Source organism: Pedobacter sp. AC464 (genome assembly GCF_979253075.1).
The window spans coordinates 1911321-1932758 of record NZ_CEEDBV010000002.1 but is presented as its reverse complement, the minus strand read 5'-3'; the positions used below and the strand labels follow the sequence as shown (position 1 = coordinate 1932758).

The window sequence follows — 21438 nt, the reverse complement described above, 5'->3', positions numbered from 1 at the left end:
TGCATGTATTTTCGGGAACGTTCCCGACGATTTCGGCTAAAAATGATGTGATTTTTCGGGAACGTTCCCGAAGAGCGGCCTTAATTCTGCCTAAAATACACTAAGTGTTGATTTTTTTTGATTAGAAAAGCCTCAGAAAATGACGCTATTTTTAATTGTTTTTTGGGGCGTTTGAGGTCGAATTTCGCATGATGATTTTCGACTGTAAAACCACCTCGGATGCCAGGTTTTTATCTACATTCGAATCGAGAATTTTAAACAGCATTTTTGCTGCTTCGGTACCTATTTCGGTAGCAGGCTGCGTAATTGTAGTTAAAGAGGGGTTTAACAAAGGCGCTATTTCAAGACTTGAAAAACTAATAATTTTTATATCCTTTGGGATAGAGATACTTAAATCGTAGCAGGCATAATAGGTCGCGAAGGCCAAACGCTCAACCGATGTAAAAAGCCCATCCGGCTTTAAATCCGTTAGAGCATTTTTTATGATTACACTATTTTCTTCGTAACTGTTACTACAATCTACAATCAGCTGCTCATCAAATACAAGATTGTGTTTCGCAAGTGCGTCTATATACCCTTGCATACGCGTTTTACCAATAGATAAGCTTTTATTTACAACCAGGTAACCGATACGTTTGCAGCCTTGCTCAATTAAATGTTCTGTTGCTAAAAAACTGCTGTTATAATCGTTTGTAATTACCCTCGGCGTTTCAATATCTTCATAAATCCTATCAAAAAAAACAAGTGGTAAACGATTGGTTCCGAATTTGTTAAGGTAATTATGATCATTTGCTTCGCCAGAAACAGACATTATTATTCCATCGGCACGGCCATTGTGCAAATGGCGAATAAAATTAACCTCCTTTTTGTAATCATCGTCGGTTACGTAAATTAAAATATGATAACCGTTTTCACGGGCAACACGTTCAATACCGTGTATTGCTTGCGAGAAGTAATTATTTGCAAGTTCGGGAACAATTACCGCAATGGTTTTGCTTTTTTGTTCTCTTAAATTACTCGCGTAATGATTGGGTTGATAATTTAGTTCTCTTGCTTTCGCCAAAATAAGCGCTTTGGTAGCCGCATTTATGTCGCTATTGTCTCTAAATGCACGAGAAATTGTAGAAGTAGATAAATTTAAGGCTTCAGCTAATTTCTTTATATTAATACTATCCATTTGGCTTTAAAAGCTGATATTAAAAAATAACGCTGTAAATATAAAATATTAAAGTACTAAATACACTTATGCACAATAAATAACCTATACCAAAAACATAAATGCATTTAGCGAAAAAACATTGTTCGCCTGTTTATGCTGGCAAGGATAAAAATAATCTATATTTATAAAAACAAAATACCTGCATAAAGCATTAATACAGTACCGAATTGTTAGCGTAATAATTGTAATTACCCGCAACAACGTTATGAAGAATAAATGAATGGAAAATAAAAGAATACTAATTGCAGATGATGATGAGGGTATAGTTGATGCGGTTACGATGATACTACAGGTTATGGGATATGAGGTAGATTTTACTTATGATGGCGGAGCAGTTATTGATGCAGTGAAGAAAAGACCAGACCTTATTTTATTAGATATTTGGATGAGCGGACATGATGGACGGGACATTTGTAAACAACTCAAGAATGACCCGGAATTTAAAGAAATTCCAATATTAATGATTTCGGCAAGCCGTGATATAAGACAATCGGCCTTGGATGCCGGTGCAAACGACTTTATGGAAAAACCTTTTGAAATGGATTCGTTGTTAAATAAAGTAACCCATTTGCTTAATTAAATTTAAACGCTCTTTATAATAATCGTTAGTATCCTCTACCAGAGAAGAAAAGTGTTACTTTTCCCGCTTAATTAAGCTGTCAACTCGAAACCAGGTTAACTAAACTCCTGATATAGCCATCGGGCAACCTTCTTTATTTTCTAAAGTAAAAATGCAGTTCCAAATTCAGAATAATAATTCCGAACTTCGGCGTATACAATGTCTGAAGAAAATCCGACGATAGTTAGAAAAATTATTCATGTTGATATGGATGCCTTTTATGCATCTGTTGAGCAGCGTGATTTTCCCGAATACCGTGGCAAACCGCTAGTTGTTGGCGGCAAACCGGATAGTCGTGGCGTTGTTGCGACGGCAAGCTACGAAGCCCGGCAATACGGCATCCGTTCCGCAATGTCTTGCAGTAAAGCTTATCAACTCTGCCCTACAGCGATATTTGTATATCCAAGATTTGATGCCTACAGCTCTGTTTCAAAATCAATCAGAGAAATTTTTAGCAGATATACTGATATCATAGAACCACTTTCTTTAGATGAAGCCTATCTGGACGTTACCGAAGATAAGCTGGGCATTGGTTCGGCCATTGATATTGCGCAGTCTATCAAAGACGCAATAAAAAGCGAACTGAACTTAACCGCATCGGCGGGCGTTTCTGTAAATAAATTCATCGCAAAAATTGCTTCTGACATGAACAAGCCCGATGGCTTGACTTTCATCGGTCCGTCGAAAATAGAAAGCTTTATGGAAAAATTGCCCGTTGAGAAATTTTTCGGCGTAGGCAAGGTTACCGCCGCCAGAATGAAGGCAATGCAAATTAATACCGGCGCTGATTTGAAAAAACTTACGGAGCAACAACTTATTGCCCAATTCGGAAAAACAGGCAAATTTTACTATCGGGTTGTAAGAGGAATTGATGAACGAGCGGTCCAATCCAATCGTGAAACGAAGTCGGTTGGCGCAGAAGACACCATGAAAGAAGATACCAATGAGGATGCTGTAATGCATGCCTTGTTGCAACAAATTAGTGTAACTGTTGCCAACCGGCTGGAAAAATATCAGTTAAAAGGTAAAACGGTAACCCTTAAAATAAAATTCGAAAATTTTAAGCAAATTACCCGCAGCAAATCATTTTCGAACCCAATTAGCAAAGCAGAAACAATTTATACCGAAGCGATAAAGCTACTGGCTGAAGCAGATATCGGGTTTACAAAAGTAAGGCTTCTTGGCATAACCTTATCTCGCTTTTATGATGATGTTGCACACGAAAAACCAGACGATACGCAGCTGGAATTTGACTTTTAGCCAGTTTCACAAAACGTTGAAAATGACCGCAACAAAGAGCTTTGCACAATTTAACTTTCAGAGCAAATAATTAGTTCAATATCAGACAAATAAAAAAAATTAATTCCGAAAAATTAGCTAACTTAACTTGTAAGAACTAAAACAATCTTCGATGAAGGGGATCATAAAAAAAAATGCGCAGGCGATAACCCAGGAGTTAGACTGGCTTGCTGAAGTGATAGACACAAGTCTGAAACTTCATTTTGGCCAGCAAACTAAATACAAAAGTATTTATGATATCGAAGCGCCTGATATGACTTTAGACGAATCCTTTTATGCAGAAGTAATTAAAAGGGACCAAACTTCTATTCCTGAAAGAATTGTTTTACTATTGGCCTTGGCACCACATGTCAGGCCAGAAATGTTGGACGTTTTCCTCATCAAAAATGAAAATTTCGATAAAAATTTTACCGAGTTTGGAGGAGTAAAAGACAGTAAGTGCAATGGTTTTATTCCAACAGGCGAAACCGCGGCATTTATTTTAGCCATGAACGATCTCGAAAAAAGATTTGACCTTTTCAATCTATTTTGCGAAGACCATTACTTTTATAAAAGAAATATTCTAAGCATTTTAAAACCCAAAAGCTTTGAGCCTTATCTTTCAGGGGCGTTAATTATATCTCTTGAATATTTAAGTTACCTCACCGTCGGGCTTTCCAAATTTACAGCGGTACATTCAGATTATTAATTAATTTAGCAAAACCTAAACAGCCGTTTGCAGCCTATAGCCCTTGCCATGGATATTAGTTAGCTGTGTTGTGGGGTCTTGTTCCAGTTTTCTACGCAACTTAGAGATAAATACATCCAGACTCCGCCCAACAATTACGCCCTCATCTTCCCAAATTTCTTTTTGCAGCCTGCTCCGCTCAATAATTAAGTTTAACGATTTAGCGAAAATTAACAATAACTTATTCTCCTTGGCGGTGAGCTCGGTTACTTTCTCACCAGCACTAAGCTGGCGCTTTTTAGCATCGAAAGTTAAGCTCCCAATCGTAAAAATAGTGTCTTCATGCGCATTAACTTGCTTCACTCTTTTTCGAATATTGAAAGACTTGGAAATCATTAACCCAATAAATGCCAAAAGTGGTAAGCCCCCTATCAGGTATCCTTTCTGAGCATTGGTTATACCATTATTTTTGAAAATCAAATTAATGCGGTAGCAATTTACCTCTCGTTTTCTGCCCGAACAGGGCACTAAATTACTTTTGCCGCCTTCAGATATAGAATAGCCAAATATGACCTCCTTGCCCGTGCAATCTAAAACATTCACAACATAATCACTTGCAGATTTATTTTCGGCCAACGCCTGGCTAACAATTTTGACAACAGAATCTGGATGGAAAGTAAATGCTCTTTCAAATCTTATCTGATAACTATTTTCGGCTATTTTTGTTACCGGGAGCACCCGGGAAGTGCTGTCGCCAGACTGTAAAAGGATTTTGTGACCGATTGCCCGAAGCATTATTCCTTCCCTGGCCGAATCAAAATCATCGTGCTCTGTAAAGCTAAAGGCAGAACATAATCCAAGCAAAATAAAAAGCGCTACCGCTAATAAAGATTTCGGGTTCGCATTTAACAGATGTTTTAGCCTTTCCATTTACTTTTGATTTTGATTTGACAAAGTTTACAATTTTATTTACAATAATCACTATAAGTAAGTGCCTGTTGGTGAATAAGTTCGTACGCAATCCGCAAATCAGCAATAATTCAAATTTTTAGTCGCGGTTAAAACCCATCGTTGGCGCACGCGTGTCGAGTGTGCAAGTTCTAAATCGTCATCGTATTTAATTTCTAAAACTCATTTATTATTCTACGCCATTTCACACGCCACAGGCGTGCGCTAGCAAGCGCCTAATGAGGAGAAACTAATTTGCAGTAATTGAGAAACTATTTAAATGGGTAGGAGAATTCCTATATGCAAATAAAAAGCCCCACTCGGACGGAGTGGGGCTAACTCAGCAATTGTGAGCTCCCTCTGCTGGGCTCGAACCAGCGACCCTCTGATTAACAGTCAGATGCTCTAACCAGCTGAGCTAAGAAGGAATATTATTACTACTTTCTATAAAACGTGCCAAAATCATCTGGCAATTATATCATAAAAAATCCCCACATTGCTGTGAGGATCTTTGCTCCCTCTGCTGGGCTCGAACCAGCGACCCTCTGATTAACAGTCAGATGCTCTAACCAGCTGAGCTAAGAAGGAGTGCTGGTTGTTTCCCTTAAAACGAGGCTTTCTGCGCTTTGCAGCACATATACCCTTGTTCGTTTTGGGAATGCAATATTAGGGCTTTTAAATTATTTATGCAATATTTGCAGTGAAAAATTTTTAAAAAAATTCAATTTAAAATATATGAGCCTGATAATCATAGGTACTGTAGCTTTTGATGCTATTGAAACGCCATTCGGAAAAACTGATAAAATTGTTGGTGGTGCTGCAACTTACGCCAGTTTAGCTGCATCTTACTTCTATAACGAAGCAAAAATCGTTGCTGTTGTGGGCGATGATTTTCATAAATCAGATATTGATACGTTTACCGAACATGGAATCGATACAGAAGGCTTACAAATTAAAGCAGGCGAAAAATCTTTCTTTTGGTCGGGCAAATACCACAACGATATGAACAGTCGCGATACTTTAGTTACTGAGCTAAACGTTCTGGAAAATTTCGATCCGATTATTCCGGAAAGCTATCAGGATTGTGATTACTTAATGCTCGGAAATTTAACACCACAAGTTCAGCAAACAGTAATAAAACGACTTAAAAACCGGCCGAAATTAATTGTAATGGACACCATGAATTTTTGGATGGACATTATGATGGATGATTTGCTGGAAACCATTAAAATGGTTGATGTATTGACCATTAATGATGCAGAGGCCCGCCAACTTTCCGGAGAGTATTCGTTGGTAAAAGCGGCAAAGAAAATCCTTACCATGGGCCCAAAATATTTAATTATTAAAAAAGGCGAACATGGCGCATTGCTTTTCCACGAAGATCAGATTTTCTCTGCCCCAGCGTTACCACTTGCCGAGGTTTTCGATCCAACCGGCGCAGGCGACACATTCGCGGGCGGTTTTATTGGCTATCTGGCAAAGGTGGGTACCGTCAATTTTAACAATATGAAAAATGCAATAATTTACGGCTCGGCACTGGCGTCGTTTTGTGTTGAGAAATTTGGAACAGAAAAACTGTTAAACCTAACGGACGAGGAAGTTGCAGCAAGGATTCAGGAGTTTGTTAACTTAAGTGCTTTTACAATTGACGCCTGATAAACAGTTTAGTAAAGGATAGGCCAAATCGCAATAATAAGCTGCAGGTGTACACTGATATAAAGTGCATCTGCAGCTTTTTACATTAAATAACCTTCCCTATCGCCACAAATTTCTCAAATACGGCTTCTGTATGTGGCGCATCTGGCAACTCATCAGTTAAGTCTTGCCCTGCCCAGTGCTCGTAGTGCTTTCCATTTCTCCACAGGCGACTATCAGTCATATCGTAAATCAAACCTTTATATGCCACCCAAATTTGCGGCTTATCTTGTCCGTTTCTTAGAGCGAGCTGTTGTTTGGTAAAAGCTGGTAAATCCATTTATATTTTTTTTTCCGGAAGCGCATTTTATCTGCAATTTCGAACCATTGTTCCCGCCTTTCGCTGTACTTCTCCCGATGAAAAATCGGGATTCGTGCCGCTGCAATCGGGGCTAATTGGCCAGTTAACTTTACATTTTTGCGGTTGCTAAGGGCCTAAAGACTAGTTCCTTTTTCAATCTGTTTATTTGAAATGGCCTGGCTTCTGCCTTTAAAGAACTCGTAAAGGTAAATGTTCATCAGCAAAAGCCCCATTAAATAAAAATGGTCTTCTACCGGAATAGTGCCCACCCGGAAGCCCAAATTTTCGTTGTTGTTATACATTACAACCGGGATGGCCGTTAAAAAACCATTTACAATATAAAATGGAATTAAGGCCACCAGATAAGCTCTGTAAAACTTATACATAAACCGGAACTCCACATTAGCATACTCTACATACGCCAGTACAACAAAAAGAAAACCAAAATTAATAAGCGTATACCACCTGCTGTAACCAAAAAATAAGATTGCAATACAAAGCCCGAGGAGGAGGTTGCTAAGCGAAAAGCTGTACTTCTGCAAATCATTTTTCGGAAAATAGGCATTAAGGCATTCATATATAAATATGCAGGCATAAGGCACTGTCAAAAAGAATAGAATCTCCTCAAGTGGAAGCCCGAGAAGCTTAATGCCGACTATATAATTCGAATTAAACGACCAAACGTTAAGCTTTACAAAAAGTAAATCCCATATTAAAAAAAAGGCACCCGTTATTGCTATTGCAGGCAACACGTATTTCCACTTGCTGAAAAAATATACCTTCTTATCAAAAGATAAAATTAAAGGAAATAATATTACCCCAATGTTTATGAGTAAGTACGTGTAATTCATCTTAACTAAACTTCTTTAAAATTTTAAGCTCCTGATCGGTGCAACGCTTGCTATCAATCATAAACTTAGCTACGTTTTTAATTAATTCTTTATCAGCAATGCCAAAATTGTTGTTTTGATAGTGCTTTACGATTTCTTTTCTATCAACAACCAAATCTTTACTAAAACCTAAAAAGGAAGGCGTAAAATGCTGGATGGAAAACCGCATAAAACGAATTTCCATATTCTCTTTATCTAAATCGATGGCTTTTTGCATTGTTCTCATCGACACTTTTACATACTTAATTTTATTGTAGGGATTCCAGGTATGTTTGGCTCTTAAAGCCTCCAATGTACCGGTGTAAGCCGTTACGAGCGCCGTCTTGTTTTGCAGCTTTTCCAGCTTGCTGGCTAAAGAATCTGTAAGCTTAGCATTGTCTACCGCCTTAACTAAATCGGTTTTTAGCCTTGCAATTTCTTTCGGCGAAAGCTGCGCCCTGCAAACATTCGTAAATGCAAAAAGCAAAAAGAGTAAAATAGGTAGTTTATTCATGTGTTTAAGCAAAGGTAATAAAACGAATTTGGTTTTGTCGGCAAAGCATTTTTGCTTTTGGAAGCGCTGCAATTTGCTACAAGCACAACACTGAAGTTAAAATCAAGGCTGAAACGCAGAATTAGTGCAGATGTTAAATACTTGACACAACTAAACGAAAAAGGCCCGCTTTAGAAAAGTTGCAGGGTAAAAAATTTCTTTAAAACAAATAGCTGAAAAATCGCTTTCTTTATGCAATGGATAAAAAACCTATAGTAACCATTATTGGAGCTGGTTTTGCAGGCTTATCTGCGGCAGCATTGCTGGCAAAAGATGGTTTCGACGTTATTGTTTTAGAAAAGAATGAAATGGCCGGTGGCCGGGCAAGGATATGGGAAAAAGATGGTTTTACTTTCGATATGGGACCCAGTTGGTACTGGATGCCCGACGTTTTCGAAAACTATTACAATCTTTTCGGAAAAACCACTGCAGATTTTTATCAGCTTAAAAGGCTAAGTCCTTCATACAGAATTTATTTTGCCGGGAATGAAACCTTAGATGTTCCTTCCACACTCGAAGATTTATATAAACTTTTCGAAGAACTGGAACCGGGCAGTAGCACAAACCTGGAATCTTTTCTAGCCCAGGCTAAATATAAATATGATGTTGGTATGAACGAGTATGTGTTCAAACCATCGCATAGCGTAATGGAATACTTCGACCCGCGTTTAGCCGCAAGCGGTATAAAGCTTCAGCTTCTTGGAAATATGCGAAAACACGTCCATAATCTTTTTAAAAATGAAAAACTTAGAAAGTTGTTGGAATTTCCTGTATTGTTTTTAGGTGCCACCCCACAAAATACACCAGCACTGTATAGTTTAATGAACTATGCCGACTTGGTTTTAGGAACGTGGTATCCAATTGGTGGCATGCACAAAATTGTTGCGGCGATGCAAAACATTGCCGAAACGCAAGGTGTTAGGTTTCACTTTGATACTGAGGTAACAAAAATCGAAGTGAAAGGTAATGTTGCTGAAGAAATTGTTACGAATAAAGGCAACTTTAAAACTGATTTTATTGTTGGCAATGCAGATTACCACCACATTGAACAGGAGCTTTTAAGTAAGCCGCACCGGAAATATGATGAAAAATACTGGAACAGCCGAACCATGGCCCCGTCTTGTTTACTTTTCTACATCGGCTTAAATAAAAAATTAACTAATATTCTGCACCATAACCTTTTCTTCGACGAAAGTTTTGATGAGCATGCCGAAGAAATTTACACCAACGCAAAATGGCCAAGCAAACCACTGTTCTATGCTTGTTGTCCTTCCGTAACGGATGATAGTGTTGCCCCGGATGGCTGTGAGAATCTGTTCTTTCTTATTCCAATTGCACCGGGTTTACAGGATAGCGAAATAAAAAGAGAAGAATATTTCAGCTTGCTAGTAAAGCGATTTAAAGATTTAACTGGTAACGACATACGCGAAAGCATTTTATTTAAACGAAGCTATGCAATGGAAGACTTTGTTGAAGACTACCATGCCTTTAAGGGAAACGCATATGGGTTAGCAAACACTTTGAAACAGACCGCTTTCCTTAAACCAAGTATGAAAAGTAACGTAACAAATTTTTTATATACCGGCCAATTAACCGTTCCCGGCCCTGGAGTGCCTCCTGCAATCATATCAGGACAAGTGGTAGCAAAAGAAATAAAAAAAAAGTTAAAAAAAGCTTGACAAACTTAAAATTTCCCTTATCTTTATAACCACAAAACAAAAACACTGTGAAATATCCTCAAAACGCATAATTGTTCGGGGTTTGCATTTGTTTCGAAATTAGAGAGAAGGAATATTGTTGAAATAAAACATAAGAATCAACTAACCAAATATATGATAAGCAAAAAGGCCCGGATTTATTCCAGGCCTTTTGCTTTTACAACATTTTGGGTTGCTAAGCTTTTAAACTTACTGCCGGGATATCTTCCACGATATTTTCCGAACCGATAAATAAGATTTGGTTCGGGTACACAAATTTCCAGAATTAATCTCCGAGCTGCATCCATTCACATTCTCAAACCTATTAATGACGGCATTATCTAACATACGTAAAAACAAAAAGGCCTGGATATGCTCCAGACCTTGAATTTTTGAAAGAAATTGCTTAAGCCATTTCAGCTATTGCAATATCTTTTGAATAAGTTTTTAAATATTTTTTTAGTATTCCTCTCGCTACGTGGATGCGAGTTTTAACGGTTCCAATAGGAATGTTTAACATATCGGCTATTTCATGGTATTTGTAACCTTCGAAGTAACGGATAAAAGGCACATAATATTCTTCAGGTAACTGAGCCAATGCTTTATCGATATCTCCTAAGACAAATTTGCTTTCAGCTTGATTTTTAGTTGCGCTGTAAGAAAGATTTGCAGAAGAAATGTCTTCGCTTTGTGTTATTAATGTATTTGTTTTTACTAAGCGACGGTAGTTATTAATGAAAGTGTTTTTCATGATTGTGAATAACCAACCTTTTAAGTTTGTACCTTCTTTAAACTTGTTGTAATAAGTTATTGCTTTCAACATTGTATCCTGAACAAGATCATTTGCATCTTCAGCATCTTTTGTAAAATTTAGAGCATATGATCTTAGTGATACAGAGTGGTGGTTAACTAGATGGTTGAATTCAAATTTTGTCATGATGTGTAGCTTTAGGTAAGATTTAAAAAACAAATGAATTGTATTCTGTTCTGTCTTAACCTAAACAAACTTAGTACCAAAAATTTCTGGCACGCTATCGAAACTCAAAACTTCGATTCAGTGAGGTTTTTGGTCACATGATATTTACTTCACGTTCTAAAGTGACTCCAAAAGTAGACTTTATACTGTCTATGATTTGGGCAGAAAAGTCAAACACCTCTTTGCCAGAAGCGTTTCCATGATTTACGAGCACCAAAGCCTGATTTTTCCATGTACCGGTATTGCCTTGAATTTTTCCTTTCCAGCCACATTGTTCTATCAGCCAGCCAGCCGCCAGTTTTATTTTACCATCAGCTGTTGGGTAATGTACCACATCAGGGTGTTTTGCAACAACATCTGCAAACTCAAATTTTTCGATTACGGGGTTTTTGAAAAAGCTACCGGCGTTACCTATCGTAGATGGGTCGGGCAATTTGCTTACGCGAATGTGTGCAACCGCAGCAGATACATCGGCAATTCCCGGACTTTCAATACCTCGTTTTTGCAGTTCCGCTTCAATTGCGCCATAGGAAGTGTTTAATCTGGCTTCAGTTTTTAAAGCGAAGGTAACGGAGGTAATAATAAACTGCCCTTTCAATTCGCCCTTAAAGATGCTCTCTCTGTAACCAAAGTGGCAATCAGCGTAGCTAAAAGTTTTAATTTCGGCCGTTTTAATTTCAAAAGCCGTGCAGCTTTCAAACACATCTTTTAATTCTACACCGTAAGCGCCAATATTTTGTATAGGTGATGCACCAACAGTACCCGGAATTAATGTGAGGTTTTCGACACCGGCATAATTATTTTCAACGCAGTAGGTAACAAAATCATTCCAAACAACGCCTGCTCCTGCCGTAACTTTAACGGTATCGCCATCAACCTTCGATGCAATGCCCTGAATGCTGATTTTGATAACAAGGCCATCATAATCTTGAGTAAATAGAACATTGCTGCCACCGCCAATTATGAGCAGCTTATTTGCTTTTGATAATTCGTTTTTGAATAACGTTCTTAAATCTTCCTCATCAAATATTTCAGCAAAAAAAGCAGCTTTTACATCAATTCCAAAAGTATTAAAGGTTTTAAGCGAAACGTTTTCCTGAATTTGCAGCATGGTAATTTTGTGTTGTGCACAAAAGTAAAATAAAATTTAGTATGTTTTTATTTGAATGGATTTCATTTTATTAGACAGCATATCGTGAAAAGGCCAGCAAAAGCGGCGTAAAGTGAGGTTAACGCCAGAGAGATATAACCGATTTAAAGGTTCTTGGAATAATCCTTTTGATTAAGTTATTGGAATATTGAATTCCATTTCTTCAGCAATTCACTGTATTATCTTTTTCCTAACAAACAGCAGCCCAAACGCTTTTCCATTTCGCTTGCCCATATTTTTATGATGGATTTTATGTGCCTTACGAACTGCCTGAAGGTAGCTGTTGTTACTTTTAAAAGTTTTAAACCTGCGGTGAACAAACCAATCGTGAACTACAAAATAAATTATACCATAAGAAGTGATGCCAACACCAATGAAAAACTTAACACCAAAATTTTTGCCATCTATAAACATCAAGAACAAAGATATTCCGGCAAATATAATTGCAAACAAGTCATTCCATTCAAAAAACGATTTCGATTGTTCATGGTGGCTTTTGTGCATAAACCAGAGCGGACCATGGAATAAATATTTGTGAATAAACCACGATAGGCATTCCATAAAAAATATGGTAAGCAACACGGTTAAAACGGACAACAATACTGACAAAATATGTGGATTTTAGTTTGTAAATATATATAAACCAATCCGGAAGGAATTGAATGTCATTAAAATGTAACGATGTAATTATTTTTTAATCGATTGATTAACATTTGAAATTTAAGATCTATTTTTGACTAAAATATTAAAAAAGTCAGAAAGTAGAAAAGTAAAATGATTGTAGCCGATAAAAAGCGAGAACAGATTATTGAAGGTGCTATAAAACGCTTTATTCATTTCGGGATTGGTAAAACAACAATGAATGATATTGCTGAAGATTTATCCGTTTCAAAACCCTCTCTTTATTATTATTTCCCTGATAAGAGAAGCCTAATAGTAGGTGTAATAGAGAAAGTTTTTACTGATTATTTCGATTCGTTAAAGAAAAAGTATAATCCCGACGCGACTTTAGAAAATACTTTATTTCAAACTATCGACATTCGCAACTCGTTTTTTATGAAATATTTCATGTTGAGAATATCAGAAGGTTTGCCCGATATTTTTAACGATGCAGCCATGAAAACGAAACTTACAACCTTGAAAGACGCTGAAAAGCGCTTTTACGCACAGATTTTTGAAAGGGCACAGGAAAAAGGAGAAATTAAACATGAGAGCATGGCCCACGTAGCAGAGCTATACCTGGAGAGCCTTATGGGATTGACAAATATGTGCATTATGGAATTAGGAAAAGACTTGCTACCGGATAAAAAGGCCGTTAATAAAATGACACAAAAGCAAAAAGACCTTTCAACAATTTTTACAAAAGGCCTTAAGTGCTGAGAAACGTAAGGAATAAAATTAAGCGCATTATCAGCATTTGAATTTTAAAATTACAAGATAATAAGCACTGATACCTTCCAACGTACAAAAATCTGATACTTAATAGAGGCTTAACACTACAAAAACAAAGAACCCAAAAACAAAAACAACATATTATGCTTAGAGTAAAACTGGTAAAATTAATGCTCATCCTGATAATCGGCATGGCTTTACCTCAACTGGTAACTGCACAGCAGCAGGTTACCTTAAAGGATGCGCTTACTTATGCGCTCCAAAACAACACCAATGTTCGTAAATCTAAATTAGACATTGAACGGGGAAGATACAAAGTACAGGAAGTTCGTGCGCAGGCATTGCCACAGCTTACTGGCAACGCGGGCTTAACATACAATCCCATTATCGGGCAATTGGTCGCTAACTTCGGTGGACAAACACAGGCCATTAAACTGGGTCAGAACTGGAATTCATCGGCCGGCGTTCAGCTTTCGCAGCAACTGTTTAATCAGCAGGTTTTTACTGGCTTACAAGCGGCAAAATCCAGTGAGGAATATTACAACTTAACTTCTCAATTAACTGAAGAACAGATAATTGAACTTGTTGCAAATAATTACTACCAGGTTTTGGTTAACAGACAACAGCTAAACGTAATTGATACGAACATCAAAAATGTTAAAGTAGTTGAGAAAATTGTTGGCAACCAATATAAGAACGGCTTAGCCCGTAAAATTGACGTTGACAGGATTAATGTTAACCTGACTAATTTAAATACACAACGGGATCAAACCATCAACGCAATCACCCAGCTTGAAAACCAATTGAAGTTTTCTATGGGTATGCCGGTTTCAAATCAAATTACTTTACCGGCAACAGAGTTGACAGAAGTGACTGTTTTACCTCAGTTTGCAGATTCCGTTGATTTAGCAAACAGAACAGAGGTTAAGCTTTTAAATAATCAGGATAAACTTTTATCGCTCCAGCGAAAAGCTTATGTTGCCGAATATTACCCAACATTGGCCTTAACAGGAAATTACACCTACTCCAGCCAGAGTGATGGTTTCGATTTCTTAAGCTCAAATGCCGCAGCGATTGGTTATGGTGCATCAGCAATTGGTGTAACATTAAGGGTTCCAATTTTTAATGGCTTTTTAACCCGGTCGAAGGTTCGCCAGGCAAACGTGGATATACTTAAAGCTAAAGAGGACAGGAAAGAATCTACAAACTCGCTAAACCTGGCTTATGAAAATGCTAAAATACAGTTGCGCAACAACCTGAACACCATCAATTCGCAACGTAAAAATGCCGAACTGGCACAGGAAATTTACAAGAGCACACAAAATAATTACAACAACGGCTTAGCCTCCTTAACGGATTTACTTGAAACAGAAAACTCGTTAACCAGTGCGCAGAACAGTTATACGCAAGCTTTACTTAACTACAAGGTTGCCGAAATACAATTAATAAAATCAAACGGAAATATTAAATCGCTAGTACAATAGAAATGAAAAGAGTAATTACCATAATTATCGTAGTTGTTGTTGCCCTTGGTGCAATAGCTTATGTTTTAAGCAACAATAAAAAGAAGAACGAAGAAAAAACTGCTTTCATTGCTAAAGGTGGCGGGGCTGTTGCCGTTCGTGTTGCTTCAGTTGAAAAAAAGGTTGTGGATTTAGATTTTGTTGCGAACGGAAATTTTGTTCCAAAACAAGAATTAAACTTCTTATCAGAAAATGCTGGTCGTGTAACGGCAATTTATGTTGATGAAGGTTCCCGCGTGAGCAAAGGCCAGGTTTTGGCCCGCATTGATGCGGAAATTATCAATACAGATAGAGAAACTGCCCAGGCAACTTTCGAAAACGCAAAAAGAGACGAAGCCAGATACCAAAGTTCTTACGAAACAGGTGGCGTAACTCAACAACAGTTAGACCAGGCTAAACTGGCAACAAGAAATGCGAAATTGCGCTTGCAGGCATCTCAGCGTAAATTGAGTGATGCGAACATCAAATCGCCAATAAATGGTATTGTTAACAAAAGATATATTGAAGTTGGTGCTTTTGTTACCGCACAGGGAACTCAATTATTTGAACTGGTTGATGTTTCGAAATTGAAACTAAAAGTAAACGTTAACGAATCGCAGGTGGCAAGTTTAAAAATCGGCGATAACATCGCTATCAAATCGACAGTTTTTCCTAACGAAAAGTTCTCTGGAAAAGTGACATTCATTGCCGCAAAGGCCGATGCAACCTTAAACTTCCCTATTGAAATTGAGGTTAGCAACAACACTAAAAACAGTTTGAGAGCAGGTATGTACGGAACGGCAGTATTTAACTTCCCGAAACAGGCGCCGAGCATTTTAATTCCACGTACATCATTTGTGGGTAGTGTGAGCAGCAACCAGGTCTTCGTGCTTGATAAATCGAACAACACCTCGAAAGTGCGTAATGTTGTTACCGGTCGTATTCTGGGCGATAATGTAGAAATCCTTGATGGGTTGAAAGAAGGCGAAACAGTAATTACCAGCGGACAGATTAACCTTGCTGAAGGAACTGCGGTTAGCATCGTTAAATAATTCAGTTTACAAAACTCAGTTTGCAGATTGTAAGCCTGAGCCTGTTGAAAGGACAATATTTTCCAGTCGCAATAAAAAATTAAAATGAAGATAACAGACATATCTATAAAAAGGCCCTCGCTGGTAATTGTGGTTTTTACCGCACTTACACTACTTGGGCTATTAAGTTACTTTTCGTTGGGTTATGAATTACTTCCAAAATTCTCAAACAACGTAGTATCTATTTCTACTATTTACCCCGGCGCATCGCCTGCGGAGGTAGAAAATACGGTTACCAAAAAAATCGAAGATGCGGTATCATCGATGGAAAACATTAAGAAAATAAACTCCGTTTCGTTTGAGAGTTTATCTACTGTAACCATCACCTTAACCGATAAAGCAAACATCGATATTTCATTAAATGATGCGCAACGTAAAGTAAATGCAATACTTGCCGATTTGCCTGAAGATGTGAAAACGCCATCATTAAGTAAATTCTCGCTAGATGATTTACCAGTTATTACCATGACTGCTTCGGCAAACATGGACGACGTTACCTTTTACGATTTAATCGATAAACGTATCGCTCCCGTGGTTTCCAGGGTTAGCGGTATTGCACAAGTTAACTTAGTTGGTGGTTCTGAACGGGAAATTCAGGTTTCTTTAGATGCTGATAAATTGCAGGGTTATAATCTTGCTGTGCCTCAGGTGCAGCAAATGATTTTGAGCTCTAATCTTGATTTCCCTACGGGAAGTGTTAAAACCCTGAATCAGGATGTCCTTATCCGTTTGTCGGGTAAATATAAAAGCATCGAGGAGTTAAGAAATCTTGTGCTAACAACTTCTAAAGATGGTGCTCAAATTCGTTTGGGTGATGTTGCCGATGTTCAGGATGCGCAAAAAGAAACAGAAAAATTAGCCCGCGTAAATCGCCAGGCTTCGATTGCAATCCAAATTATTAAACAAAGTGATGCGAATGCGGTAGAGGTGAGTAAAGGCGTACATGCCATTATCGACAAATTAAATTCGGAATACAAAGCGAATAAACTTGATATTAAGATTGTGAACGATAGTTCGATTTTTACTTTAGAATCGGCTGATGCGGTAATACACGATTTAATTCTTGCGGTTGTTTTAGTAGCGTTTGTAATGCTTTTCTTCCTGCACAGTTTGCGTAATGCGCTAATTGTAATGGTTTCCATTCCTGCATCGTTAATTGCAACATTTATTGGTATTAGCTTATTTGGTTTTACCTTAAACTTAATGTCGCTGCTTGGTCTGTCACTTGTGGTCGGTATCCTTGTGGATGATGCTATCGTGGTATTGGAAAACATCCAGCGGCACATGGAAATGGGCAAAAATAAGGTCAGGGCAGCGTCTGATGCGACCCGTGAGATTGGCTTTACGGTTGTATCCATAACGTTTGTAATTGTGGTTGTGTTCTTCCCGATTGCGGTGAGTACAGGTTTAGTTTCGAATATTTTGCGCCAGTTTTGTGTGGTTGTAATTATTGCAACATTACTTTCATTGCTTGCATCGTTTACAATTGTTCCGCTTTTATTCTCGAGGTTTGGTAAACTAGAGCACATAACAGGTAAAAATGTATTTGGCCGTTTCATCCTTTGGTTTGAGAAACAGTTAAAGAAATTCACCATGTGGATTACAGGCATTTTGAACTGGTCGCTTAACCACAAAGCCTTAACGCTAATCATTGTATTTGTAATGTTTTTAGGTTCATGCGGTTTGTTAGGTGCAGGTTTTATCGGTTCGGAGTTCTTCCCGAAATCGGATAAAGGAGAATTCCTTGTGCAGTTAGAGCTTCCAAAAGATGCATCACTTGAGCAAACCAACTTCTTAACACAAAGAGCGGAAGCGTTTTTGAGTAAGCAACCAGAAATTACGCAGTTAATCACGACCGTTGGTCAATCTACCGGCGATTTTGGTGGTACCCAGGCAACAGCATACAAGTCAGAAATAAATGTAAGGTTAGTTGAGCGTGAAAAACGTGAAGGTGTTTCATCTGATGTTTTTGCGACGAAAATGAGTCGTGCTTTAGCAAAAGAGCTAGTTGGAGCCAAAGTTAAAACAGTGCCAATTAGTATTTTGGGTATTGCAGAAAATGCGCCTATCCAACTTGTGGTTATGGGTTCAGATTTAGATAGCGCTTTGAAATATGCAGAAGGTGCACAAAAATTACTGGCTACAATTCCGGGTGCTACAGAGATTAAATTATCAGTAGAAAAAGGAACGCCGGAAATTAATGTTCAGGTAGACAGGGATAAAATGGCTGCAGTTGGTTTAACGTTATCAACCGTAGGTTCTACCATGCAAACTGCATTTGCCGGAAACACCGATGGCAAGTACAGAAAAGGCGAGTACGAGTATGATATCAATATTCAATATCAGACTTTTAACAGAAAGAATATCGACGACGTTCGAAACCTGATTTTCATTAACACAGCTGGTGCGCCAATTAAGTTATCGCAATTTGCAACCATCACCGAAGGTTCAGGCCCAAGTCAGCTGGAACGTTTAAATAAATCTACTTCGGTTTCGGTAAAAGCGCAATCTATCGGCAGACCAACAGGAACTGTTGTTACAGATTTCCAGGCGAAGTTAGAGGAATATCAAAAAAATGGTAAATTGAAGGCTCCGGTTGGCGTTAGTTATGTTTGGGCCGGCGATCAGGAGAATCAATCGGAAGGTTTTGGTACCTTAGGGATTGCATTGCTTGCAGCGATTATATTGGTTTATTTAATCATGGTAGCACTGTACGATAGCTTTATCTATCCACTGGTTGTAATGTTTTCACTACCGCTAGCTTTAATCGGGGCGCTCCTTGCCTTGGCTTTAACCAATAATTCAATCGGTATTTTTACCATATTAGGTTTAATTATGTTGATGGGATTAGTAGCGAAAAATGCAATTATCCTTGTCGATTTTACCAACCATTTAAAGGCCGAAGGTAAAGAAACCAAAGAAGCGCTCGTTTTGGCTAACCATGCCCGTTTGAGGCCAATTTTAATGACCACCATTGCCATGGTGTTCGGTATGCTTCCAATTGCTTTGGCGAGTGGTGCAGGTGCCGAATGGAAAAATGGTTTGGCCTGGGTTATTGTTGGTGGTTTAACCAGTTCATTATTTTTAACCCTTATTGTAGTGCCTGTTGTTTACTTAATTTTCGATAGAATGTTGGATAAACTTGGCCTTAACAAAAAAGGTAAAACCATTGATGAACTGCTCGAAGAGCCGTACGATCACAAAGACGTTTTGGAATACGACGTGGACGCAACGCATTAATATACATCCAGATTAACAATCAACCAAGAGCTGCCTTCCCAAAAAGGCAGCTCTTTTTATTTGACTCAGTTTTTAAGTCAAAAAATAGAATAAAATATAGGAGCCGAAACAAATAACACCGATTCCTTGTATATTAGATTGTATGTTTAAAATTATCCCTCAAATAATTCTGGCACTCATCGTTTTCGTTACACATGCCCAGCATCCTCCCGTTTTTGATGCAATGACATCAGATTCTTCCTTTATTACAATATACGATTTAAACATTAGCCTTGTTAAATACAGTTATAAACCTAACGGAATAAGATTTCTGGTGGTACACGATAACGAAGATACAGGTGTTAAAGCGGGTTTCGATTATATTCGCTGGAGCGGAGGTGAACTTGTTGACAGCCAATACGGAGGTGTTCGCGACTATAATTTTAGCTACATGGATGATGTTTACCGCATAGACCCAAACGCCATTTACACGGAAAGAGGTATTAACACCAGGCTTAAAAAAGATGAATTTAGCTCTAACGAAGTCGAAAAAACTTTAAATGCCGCCGGTAAACAAATCATCGATTTTTATAACCCAAAATCTTTAGGTTACATTTTAACCCTGCACAACAACGCAGACGGTGGTTTTGGAATCGCCTCTTATTTGCCGGGTTACGACCTTGCAAGTGCTGCAGATTCCGTTTACATAAATTTCGAAATGGATGCAGACGATATGCTGTACGTTACTGATTTGAAACTCTTCAATAGTTTAAAGAAAGCCAATGTTAATGTAATGCTTCAATCGAAATTTGTTGAAAATGATGGATCATTGTCCGTTTATGCAATGCAGAATAACATCCCCTACATTAATGTTGAGGTGCAACATGGTCATCAGGAAGAGAATTTACGATTAATAGAAATTGCAATAGCTGCTTTGCAGGAACACAACCTGATAAAGAAACCCGGATAAAAGCCCTTACGCGATGGCCCTGATTTTCGTGACAAGGAAACTTACGAACAGACCAAAGCAACCGATAACAGCATATGAATAGCGAAGGCTTGATAGCGCAGAAATATAGCCAATAAGCGGCGGCCCCATTAAAAACCCGAGGTAGCTTACACTGGAAACCATTGCAATTGCCATGCCTGGCGCCACCTTTCCGTTTTTACCGGCAACACTATAAACTGTTGGTACGATGCTAGAAACACCTACTCCAACAAGCATAAAACCGAAAGTGGCTGTTAAAACGTAGGGAAAGAAAACGGATAAAAACATACCACTGGAAATAATTAACCCACTAATTTGTATCGTTTTTTTGCGTCCGAGCCTTGCAATAATTTTATCGCCCACGAAACGTCCGGTCGCCATCATTACCATAAATGATGCGTAACCCAGTATGATTAAAGATGATGGCGCTTTTACGATATCCTTAAAATACACGCCGCTCCAATCGAACATTGCCCCTTCTGTGGCCATACTACAAAAACCAATCATACCCAACTGCAATAGCGCACCTTCGGGCATTCTAAATAGTTTAGGCTTCCTTTCTGCTTTTGCACCCTTTCCGGGCACGAGGTGCTTGTAGTTCAAAAAGATATTTATAAAAATTATCCCAACAATTATCCAAAAATGGTGATAGGGAACAATGTGGAGATTTATCATAAGCAGGCCTATTAAAGCCCCGGTGAAACCAGCGATGCTCCAGGCCCCGTGAAAAGAGGTCATAATTGGGCGCCCAAATAATTTTTCAGCTTCTGAGCCTTGGGTATTTACGGCAATATTACACATGTTGCCTACAATGCCGAAAATAAGTAAAAAGACAGCTAGATGCCATGGTGCTGTTGCCAAACCCAAGTTGCTAAGCGCTAGCACATAAAGTGGTGCTGTAATGGTTAATATTTTCTTACTTCCATATCTGGTAACAAGCCGCCCGGAAACTGGCATGGTGATTAATTGCCCAAGTGGCAGCGCCAGCAGAATGCTACCCAATTCACCATCTGACAGATTTAAACTATGTTTTATCTCTGGAATCCGGCTTGCCCAGGAGGCAAAAGCAATGCCCTGACCAAAATAAAACAAAGAAACCGCCAGCCGGATGCGGTTTGGAGAGCTTCGCAAAACAGGTTTAATCTCTGCTTGATTTGATGATTCCTGGTTTGTTGTAGACTCTTCCAAAACTTTGTAATTATGATAATAAGCGGTGTTGCAAAGGTCTTTAATTCCTTTGTAAATCCGAAGCG

Annotated in this window: 19 protein-coding genes and 2 tRNA genes; 10 read left to right on the top strand and 11 right to left on the bottom strand. The window is 38.4% G+C overall.

Going from position 1 to position 21438, the window contains the following annotated elements; genetic code table 11:
- Positions 1 to 151: 151 nt before the first annotated feature.
- Complete coding sequence (locus AC0IWT_RS19435) at positions 152 to 1177, bottom strand: LacI family DNA-binding transcriptional regulator (protein ID WP_471798423.1); 1026 nt, start codon at positions 1175 to 1177, stop codon at positions 152 to 154.
- 262 nt (positions 1178 to 1439) lie between these two features.
- Between AC0IWT_RS19435 and AC0IWT_RS19430 the strand changes: the two genes are divergently transcribed.
- The 3 genes from AC0IWT_RS19430 to AC0IWT_RS19420 all read left to right on the top strand — a co-directional run bounded on the left by AC0IWT_RS19430 (position 1440) and on the right by AC0IWT_RS19420 (position 3825).
- Positions 1440 to 1799 (top strand): response regulator, encoded by a 360-nt coding sequence (locus AC0IWT_RS19430; protein ID WP_056871896.1) that lies wholly within the window; start codon positions 1440 to 1442, stop codon positions 1797 to 1799.
- A gap of 198 nt (positions 1800 to 1997) precedes the next feature.
- A complete protein-coding gene (dinB, locus tag AC0IWT_RS19425; RefSeq protein WP_471798422.1) occupies positions 1998 to 3098 on the top strand; it encodes a DNA polymerase IV in 1101 nt (366 codons plus the stop codon).
- 151 nt (positions 3099 to 3249) lie between these two features.
- A complete protein-coding gene (locus AC0IWT_RS19420) occupies positions 3250 to 3825 on the top strand; it encodes a hypothetical protein (RefSeq protein WP_471798421.1) in 576 nt (191 codons plus the stop codon).
- Between the two features lie 15 nt (positions 3826 to 3840).
- Here the strand turns inward: AC0IWT_RS19420 and AC0IWT_RS19415 are convergent, their stop codons facing one another.
- The 3 genes from AC0IWT_RS19415 to AC0IWT_RS19405 all read right to left on the bottom strand — a co-directional run bounded on the left by AC0IWT_RS19415 (position 3841) and on the right by AC0IWT_RS19405 (position 5340).
- Entirely contained in the window at positions 3841 to 4734 is an 894-nt protein-coding gene (locus AC0IWT_RS19415; protein ID WP_471798420.1) for a winged helix-turn-helix domain-containing protein, read from the bottom strand.
- 372 nt (positions 4735 to 5106) lie between these two features.
- Positions 5107 to 5180: transfer RNA gene (locus tag AC0IWT_RS19410), tRNA-Asn, on the bottom strand.
- 86 nt (positions 5181 to 5266) lie between these two features.
- Positions 5267 to 5340 (bottom strand) — tRNA-Asn (locus AC0IWT_RS19405).
- Positions 5341 to 5487: 147 nt separating this feature from the next.
- On the opposite strand from AC0IWT_RS19405, the gene AC0IWT_RS19400 reads away from it, so the two are divergent.
- Entirely contained in the window at positions 5488 to 6408 is a 921-nt protein-coding gene (locus tag AC0IWT_RS19400; protein ID WP_471798419.1) for a PfkB family carbohydrate kinase, read from the top strand.
- Positions 6409 to 6493: 85 nt separating this feature from the next.
- On the opposite strand, the gene AC0IWT_RS19395 is transcribed toward AC0IWT_RS19400, so the two are convergent.
- The 3 genes from AC0IWT_RS19395 to AC0IWT_RS19385 all read right to left on the bottom strand — a co-directional run bounded on the left by AC0IWT_RS19395 (position 6494) and on the right by AC0IWT_RS19385 (position 8131).
- Positions 6494 to 6727, bottom strand: coding sequence for a cytochrome b5 domain-containing protein (locus tag AC0IWT_RS19395; RefSeq protein WP_471798418.1), 234 nt, complete (start codon positions 6725 to 6727; stop codon positions 6494 to 6496).
- A gap of 155 nt (positions 6728 to 6882) precedes the next feature.
- Positions 6883 to 7599, bottom strand: a complete 717-nt coding sequence (locus tag AC0IWT_RS19390; protein WP_471798417.1) for a lycopene cyclase domain-containing protein — start codon at positions 7597 to 7599, stop codon at positions 6883 to 6885.
- A gap of 1 nt (position 7600) precedes the next feature.
- Positions 7601 to 8131 carry a hypothetical protein gene (locus AC0IWT_RS19385; RefSeq protein ID WP_157274948.1) on the bottom strand — a complete coding sequence of 177 codons (531 nt, stop codon included), beginning with the start codon at positions 8129 to 8131 and terminating at the stop codon, positions 7601 to 7603.
- A gap of 236 nt (positions 8132 to 8367) precedes the next feature.
- Here AC0IWT_RS19385 and AC0IWT_RS19380 point away from each other — a divergent pair, with 236 nt between their 5' ends.
- Positions 8368 to 9849 (top strand): phytoene desaturase family protein, encoded by a 1482-nt coding sequence (locus AC0IWT_RS19380; protein WP_471798416.1) that lies wholly within the window; start codon positions 8368 to 8370, stop codon positions 9847 to 9849.
- Between the two features lie 424 nt (positions 9850 to 10273).
- Here the strand turns inward: AC0IWT_RS19380 and AC0IWT_RS19375 are convergent, their stop codons facing one another.
- The 3 genes from AC0IWT_RS19375 to AC0IWT_RS19365 all read right to left on the bottom strand — a co-directional run bounded on the left by AC0IWT_RS19375 (position 10274) and on the right by AC0IWT_RS19365 (position 12602).
- Positions 10274 to 10804: an RNA polymerase sigma factor gene (locus tag AC0IWT_RS19375; RefSeq protein ID WP_056871906.1), complete on the bottom strand. Its 531-nt coding sequence runs from the start codon at positions 10802 to 10804 to the stop codon at positions 10274 to 10276.
- Positions 10805 to 10937: 133 nt separating this feature from the next.
- Complete coding sequence (gene murB / locus AC0IWT_RS19370) at positions 10938 to 11954, bottom strand: UDP-N-acetylmuramate dehydrogenase (RefSeq protein WP_471798415.1); 1017 nt, start codon at positions 11952 to 11954, stop codon at positions 10938 to 10940.
- Positions 11955 to 12164: 210 nt separating this feature from the next.
- Positions 12165 to 12602, bottom strand: a complete 438-nt coding sequence (locus AC0IWT_RS19365; protein ID WP_471798414.1) for a sterol desaturase family protein — start codon at positions 12600 to 12602, stop codon at positions 12165 to 12167.
- A 165-nt stretch (positions 12603 to 12767) separates the two neighbouring features.
- Between AC0IWT_RS19365 and AC0IWT_RS19360 the strand changes: the two genes are divergently transcribed.
- From AC0IWT_RS19360 to AC0IWT_RS19340, 5 genes are all read left to right on the top strand, one after another.
- Complete coding sequence (locus AC0IWT_RS19360) at positions 12768 to 13373, top strand: TetR/AcrR family transcriptional regulator (RefSeq protein WP_056871913.1); 606 nt, start codon at positions 12768 to 12770, stop codon at positions 13371 to 13373.
- 155 nt (positions 13374 to 13528) lie between these two features.
- On the top strand, positions 13529 to 14869 hold the full coding sequence (locus tag AC0IWT_RS19355; protein WP_471798413.1) for a TolC family protein: 1341 nt from the start codon (positions 13529 to 13531) through the stop codon (positions 14867 to 14869).
- 2 nt (positions 14870 to 14871) lie between these two features.
- Entirely contained in the window at positions 14872 to 15939 is a 1068-nt protein-coding gene (locus AC0IWT_RS19350; protein ID WP_471798412.1) for an efflux RND transporter periplasmic adaptor subunit, read from the top strand.
- 84 nt (positions 15940 to 16023) lie between these two features.
- Complete coding sequence (locus AC0IWT_RS19345) at positions 16024 to 19218, top strand: efflux RND transporter permease subunit (RefSeq protein ID WP_056871916.1); 3195 nt, start codon at positions 16024 to 16026, stop codon at positions 19216 to 19218.
- A gap of 142 nt (positions 19219 to 19360) precedes the next feature.
- Positions 19361 to 20167, top strand: a complete 807-nt coding sequence (locus AC0IWT_RS19340) for a hypothetical protein (protein ID WP_056871917.1) — start codon at positions 19361 to 19363, stop codon at positions 20165 to 20167.
- A 6-nt stretch (positions 20168 to 20173) separates the two neighbouring features.
- Here AC0IWT_RS19340 and AC0IWT_RS19335 read toward each other — a convergent pair whose 3' ends face one another.
- The gene (locus AC0IWT_RS19335) at positions 20174 to 21373 is read right to left on the bottom strand and encodes an MFS transporter (protein WP_471798411.1); all 1200 of its coding nucleotides are present in this window, start codon (positions 21371 to 21373) and stop codon (positions 20174 to 20176) included.
- Positions 21374 to 21438 lie beyond the last annotated feature (65 nt).

What these genes read in the sequence shown, in the direction of transcription:
- AC0IWT_RS19375 (WP_056871906.1), bottom strand. Translation starts at nt 10,804, where the DNA reads ATGACAAAATTTGAATTCAACCATCTAGTTAACCACCACTCTGTATCA.
- AC0IWT_RS19415 (WP_471798420.1), bottom strand. Translation starts at nt 4,734, where the DNA reads ATGGAAAGGCTAAAACATCTGTTAAATGCGAACCCGAAATCTTTATTA.
- AC0IWT_RS19355 (WP_471798413.1), top strand. Translation starts at nt 13,529, where the DNA reads ATGCTTAGAGTAAAACTGGTAAAATTAATGCTCATCCTGATAATCGGC.
- AC0IWT_RS19390 (WP_471798417.1), bottom strand. Translation starts at nt 7,599, where the DNA reads ATGAATTACACGTACTTACTCATAAACATTGGGGTAATATTATTTCCT.
- AC0IWT_RS19380 (WP_471798416.1), top strand. Translation starts at nt 8,368, where the DNA reads ATGGATAAAAAACCTATAGTAACCATTATTGGAGCTGGTTTTGCAGGC.
- AC0IWT_RS19400 (WP_471798419.1), top strand. Translation starts at nt 5,488, where the DNA reads ATGAGCCTGATAATCATAGGTACTGTAGCTTTTGATGCTATTGAAACG.
- AC0IWT_RS19430 (WP_056871896.1), top strand. Translation starts at nt 1,440, where the DNA reads ATGGAAAATAAAAGAATACTAATTGCAGATGATGATGAGGGTATAGTT.
- AC0IWT_RS19435 (WP_471798423.1), bottom strand. Translation starts at nt 1,177, where the DNA reads ATGGATAGTATTAATATAAAGAAATTAGCTGAAGCCTTAAATTTATCT.
- AC0IWT_RS19345 (WP_056871916.1), top strand. Translation starts at nt 16,024, where the DNA reads ATGAAGATAACAGACATATCTATAAAAAGGCCCTCGCTGGTAATTGTG.
- AC0IWT_RS19385 (WP_157274948.1), bottom strand. Translation starts at nt 8,131, where the DNA reads ATGAATAAACTACCTATTTTACTCTTTTTGCTTTTTGCATTTACGAAT.
- AC0IWT_RS19360 (WP_056871913.1), top strand. Translation starts at nt 12,768, where the DNA reads ATGATTGTAGCCGATAAAAAGCGAGAACAGATTATTGAAGGTGCTATA.
- AC0IWT_RS19350 (WP_471798412.1), top strand. Translation starts at nt 14,872, where the DNA reads ATGAAAAGAGTAATTACCATAATTATCGTAGTTGTTGTTGCCCTTGGT.
- dinB (WP_471798422.1), top strand. Translation starts at nt 1,998, where the DNA reads ATGTCTGAAGAAAATCCGACGATAGTTAGAAAAATTATTCATGTTGAT.
- AC0IWT_RS19340 (WP_056871917.1), top strand. Translation starts at nt 19,361, where the DNA reads ATGTTTAAAATTATCCCTCAAATAATTCTGGCACTCATCGTTTTCGTT.
- AC0IWT_RS19395 (WP_471798418.1), bottom strand. Translation starts at nt 6,727, where the DNA reads ATGGATTTACCAGCTTTTACCAAACAACAGCTCGCTCTAAGAAACGGA.
- murB (WP_471798415.1), bottom strand. Translation starts at nt 11,954, where the DNA reads ATGCTGCAAATTCAGGAAAACGTTTCGCTTAAAACCTTTAATACTTTT.
- AC0IWT_RS19420 (WP_471798421.1), top strand. Translation starts at nt 3,250, where the DNA reads ATGAAGGGGATCATAAAAAAAAATGCGCAGGCGATAACCCAGGAGTTA.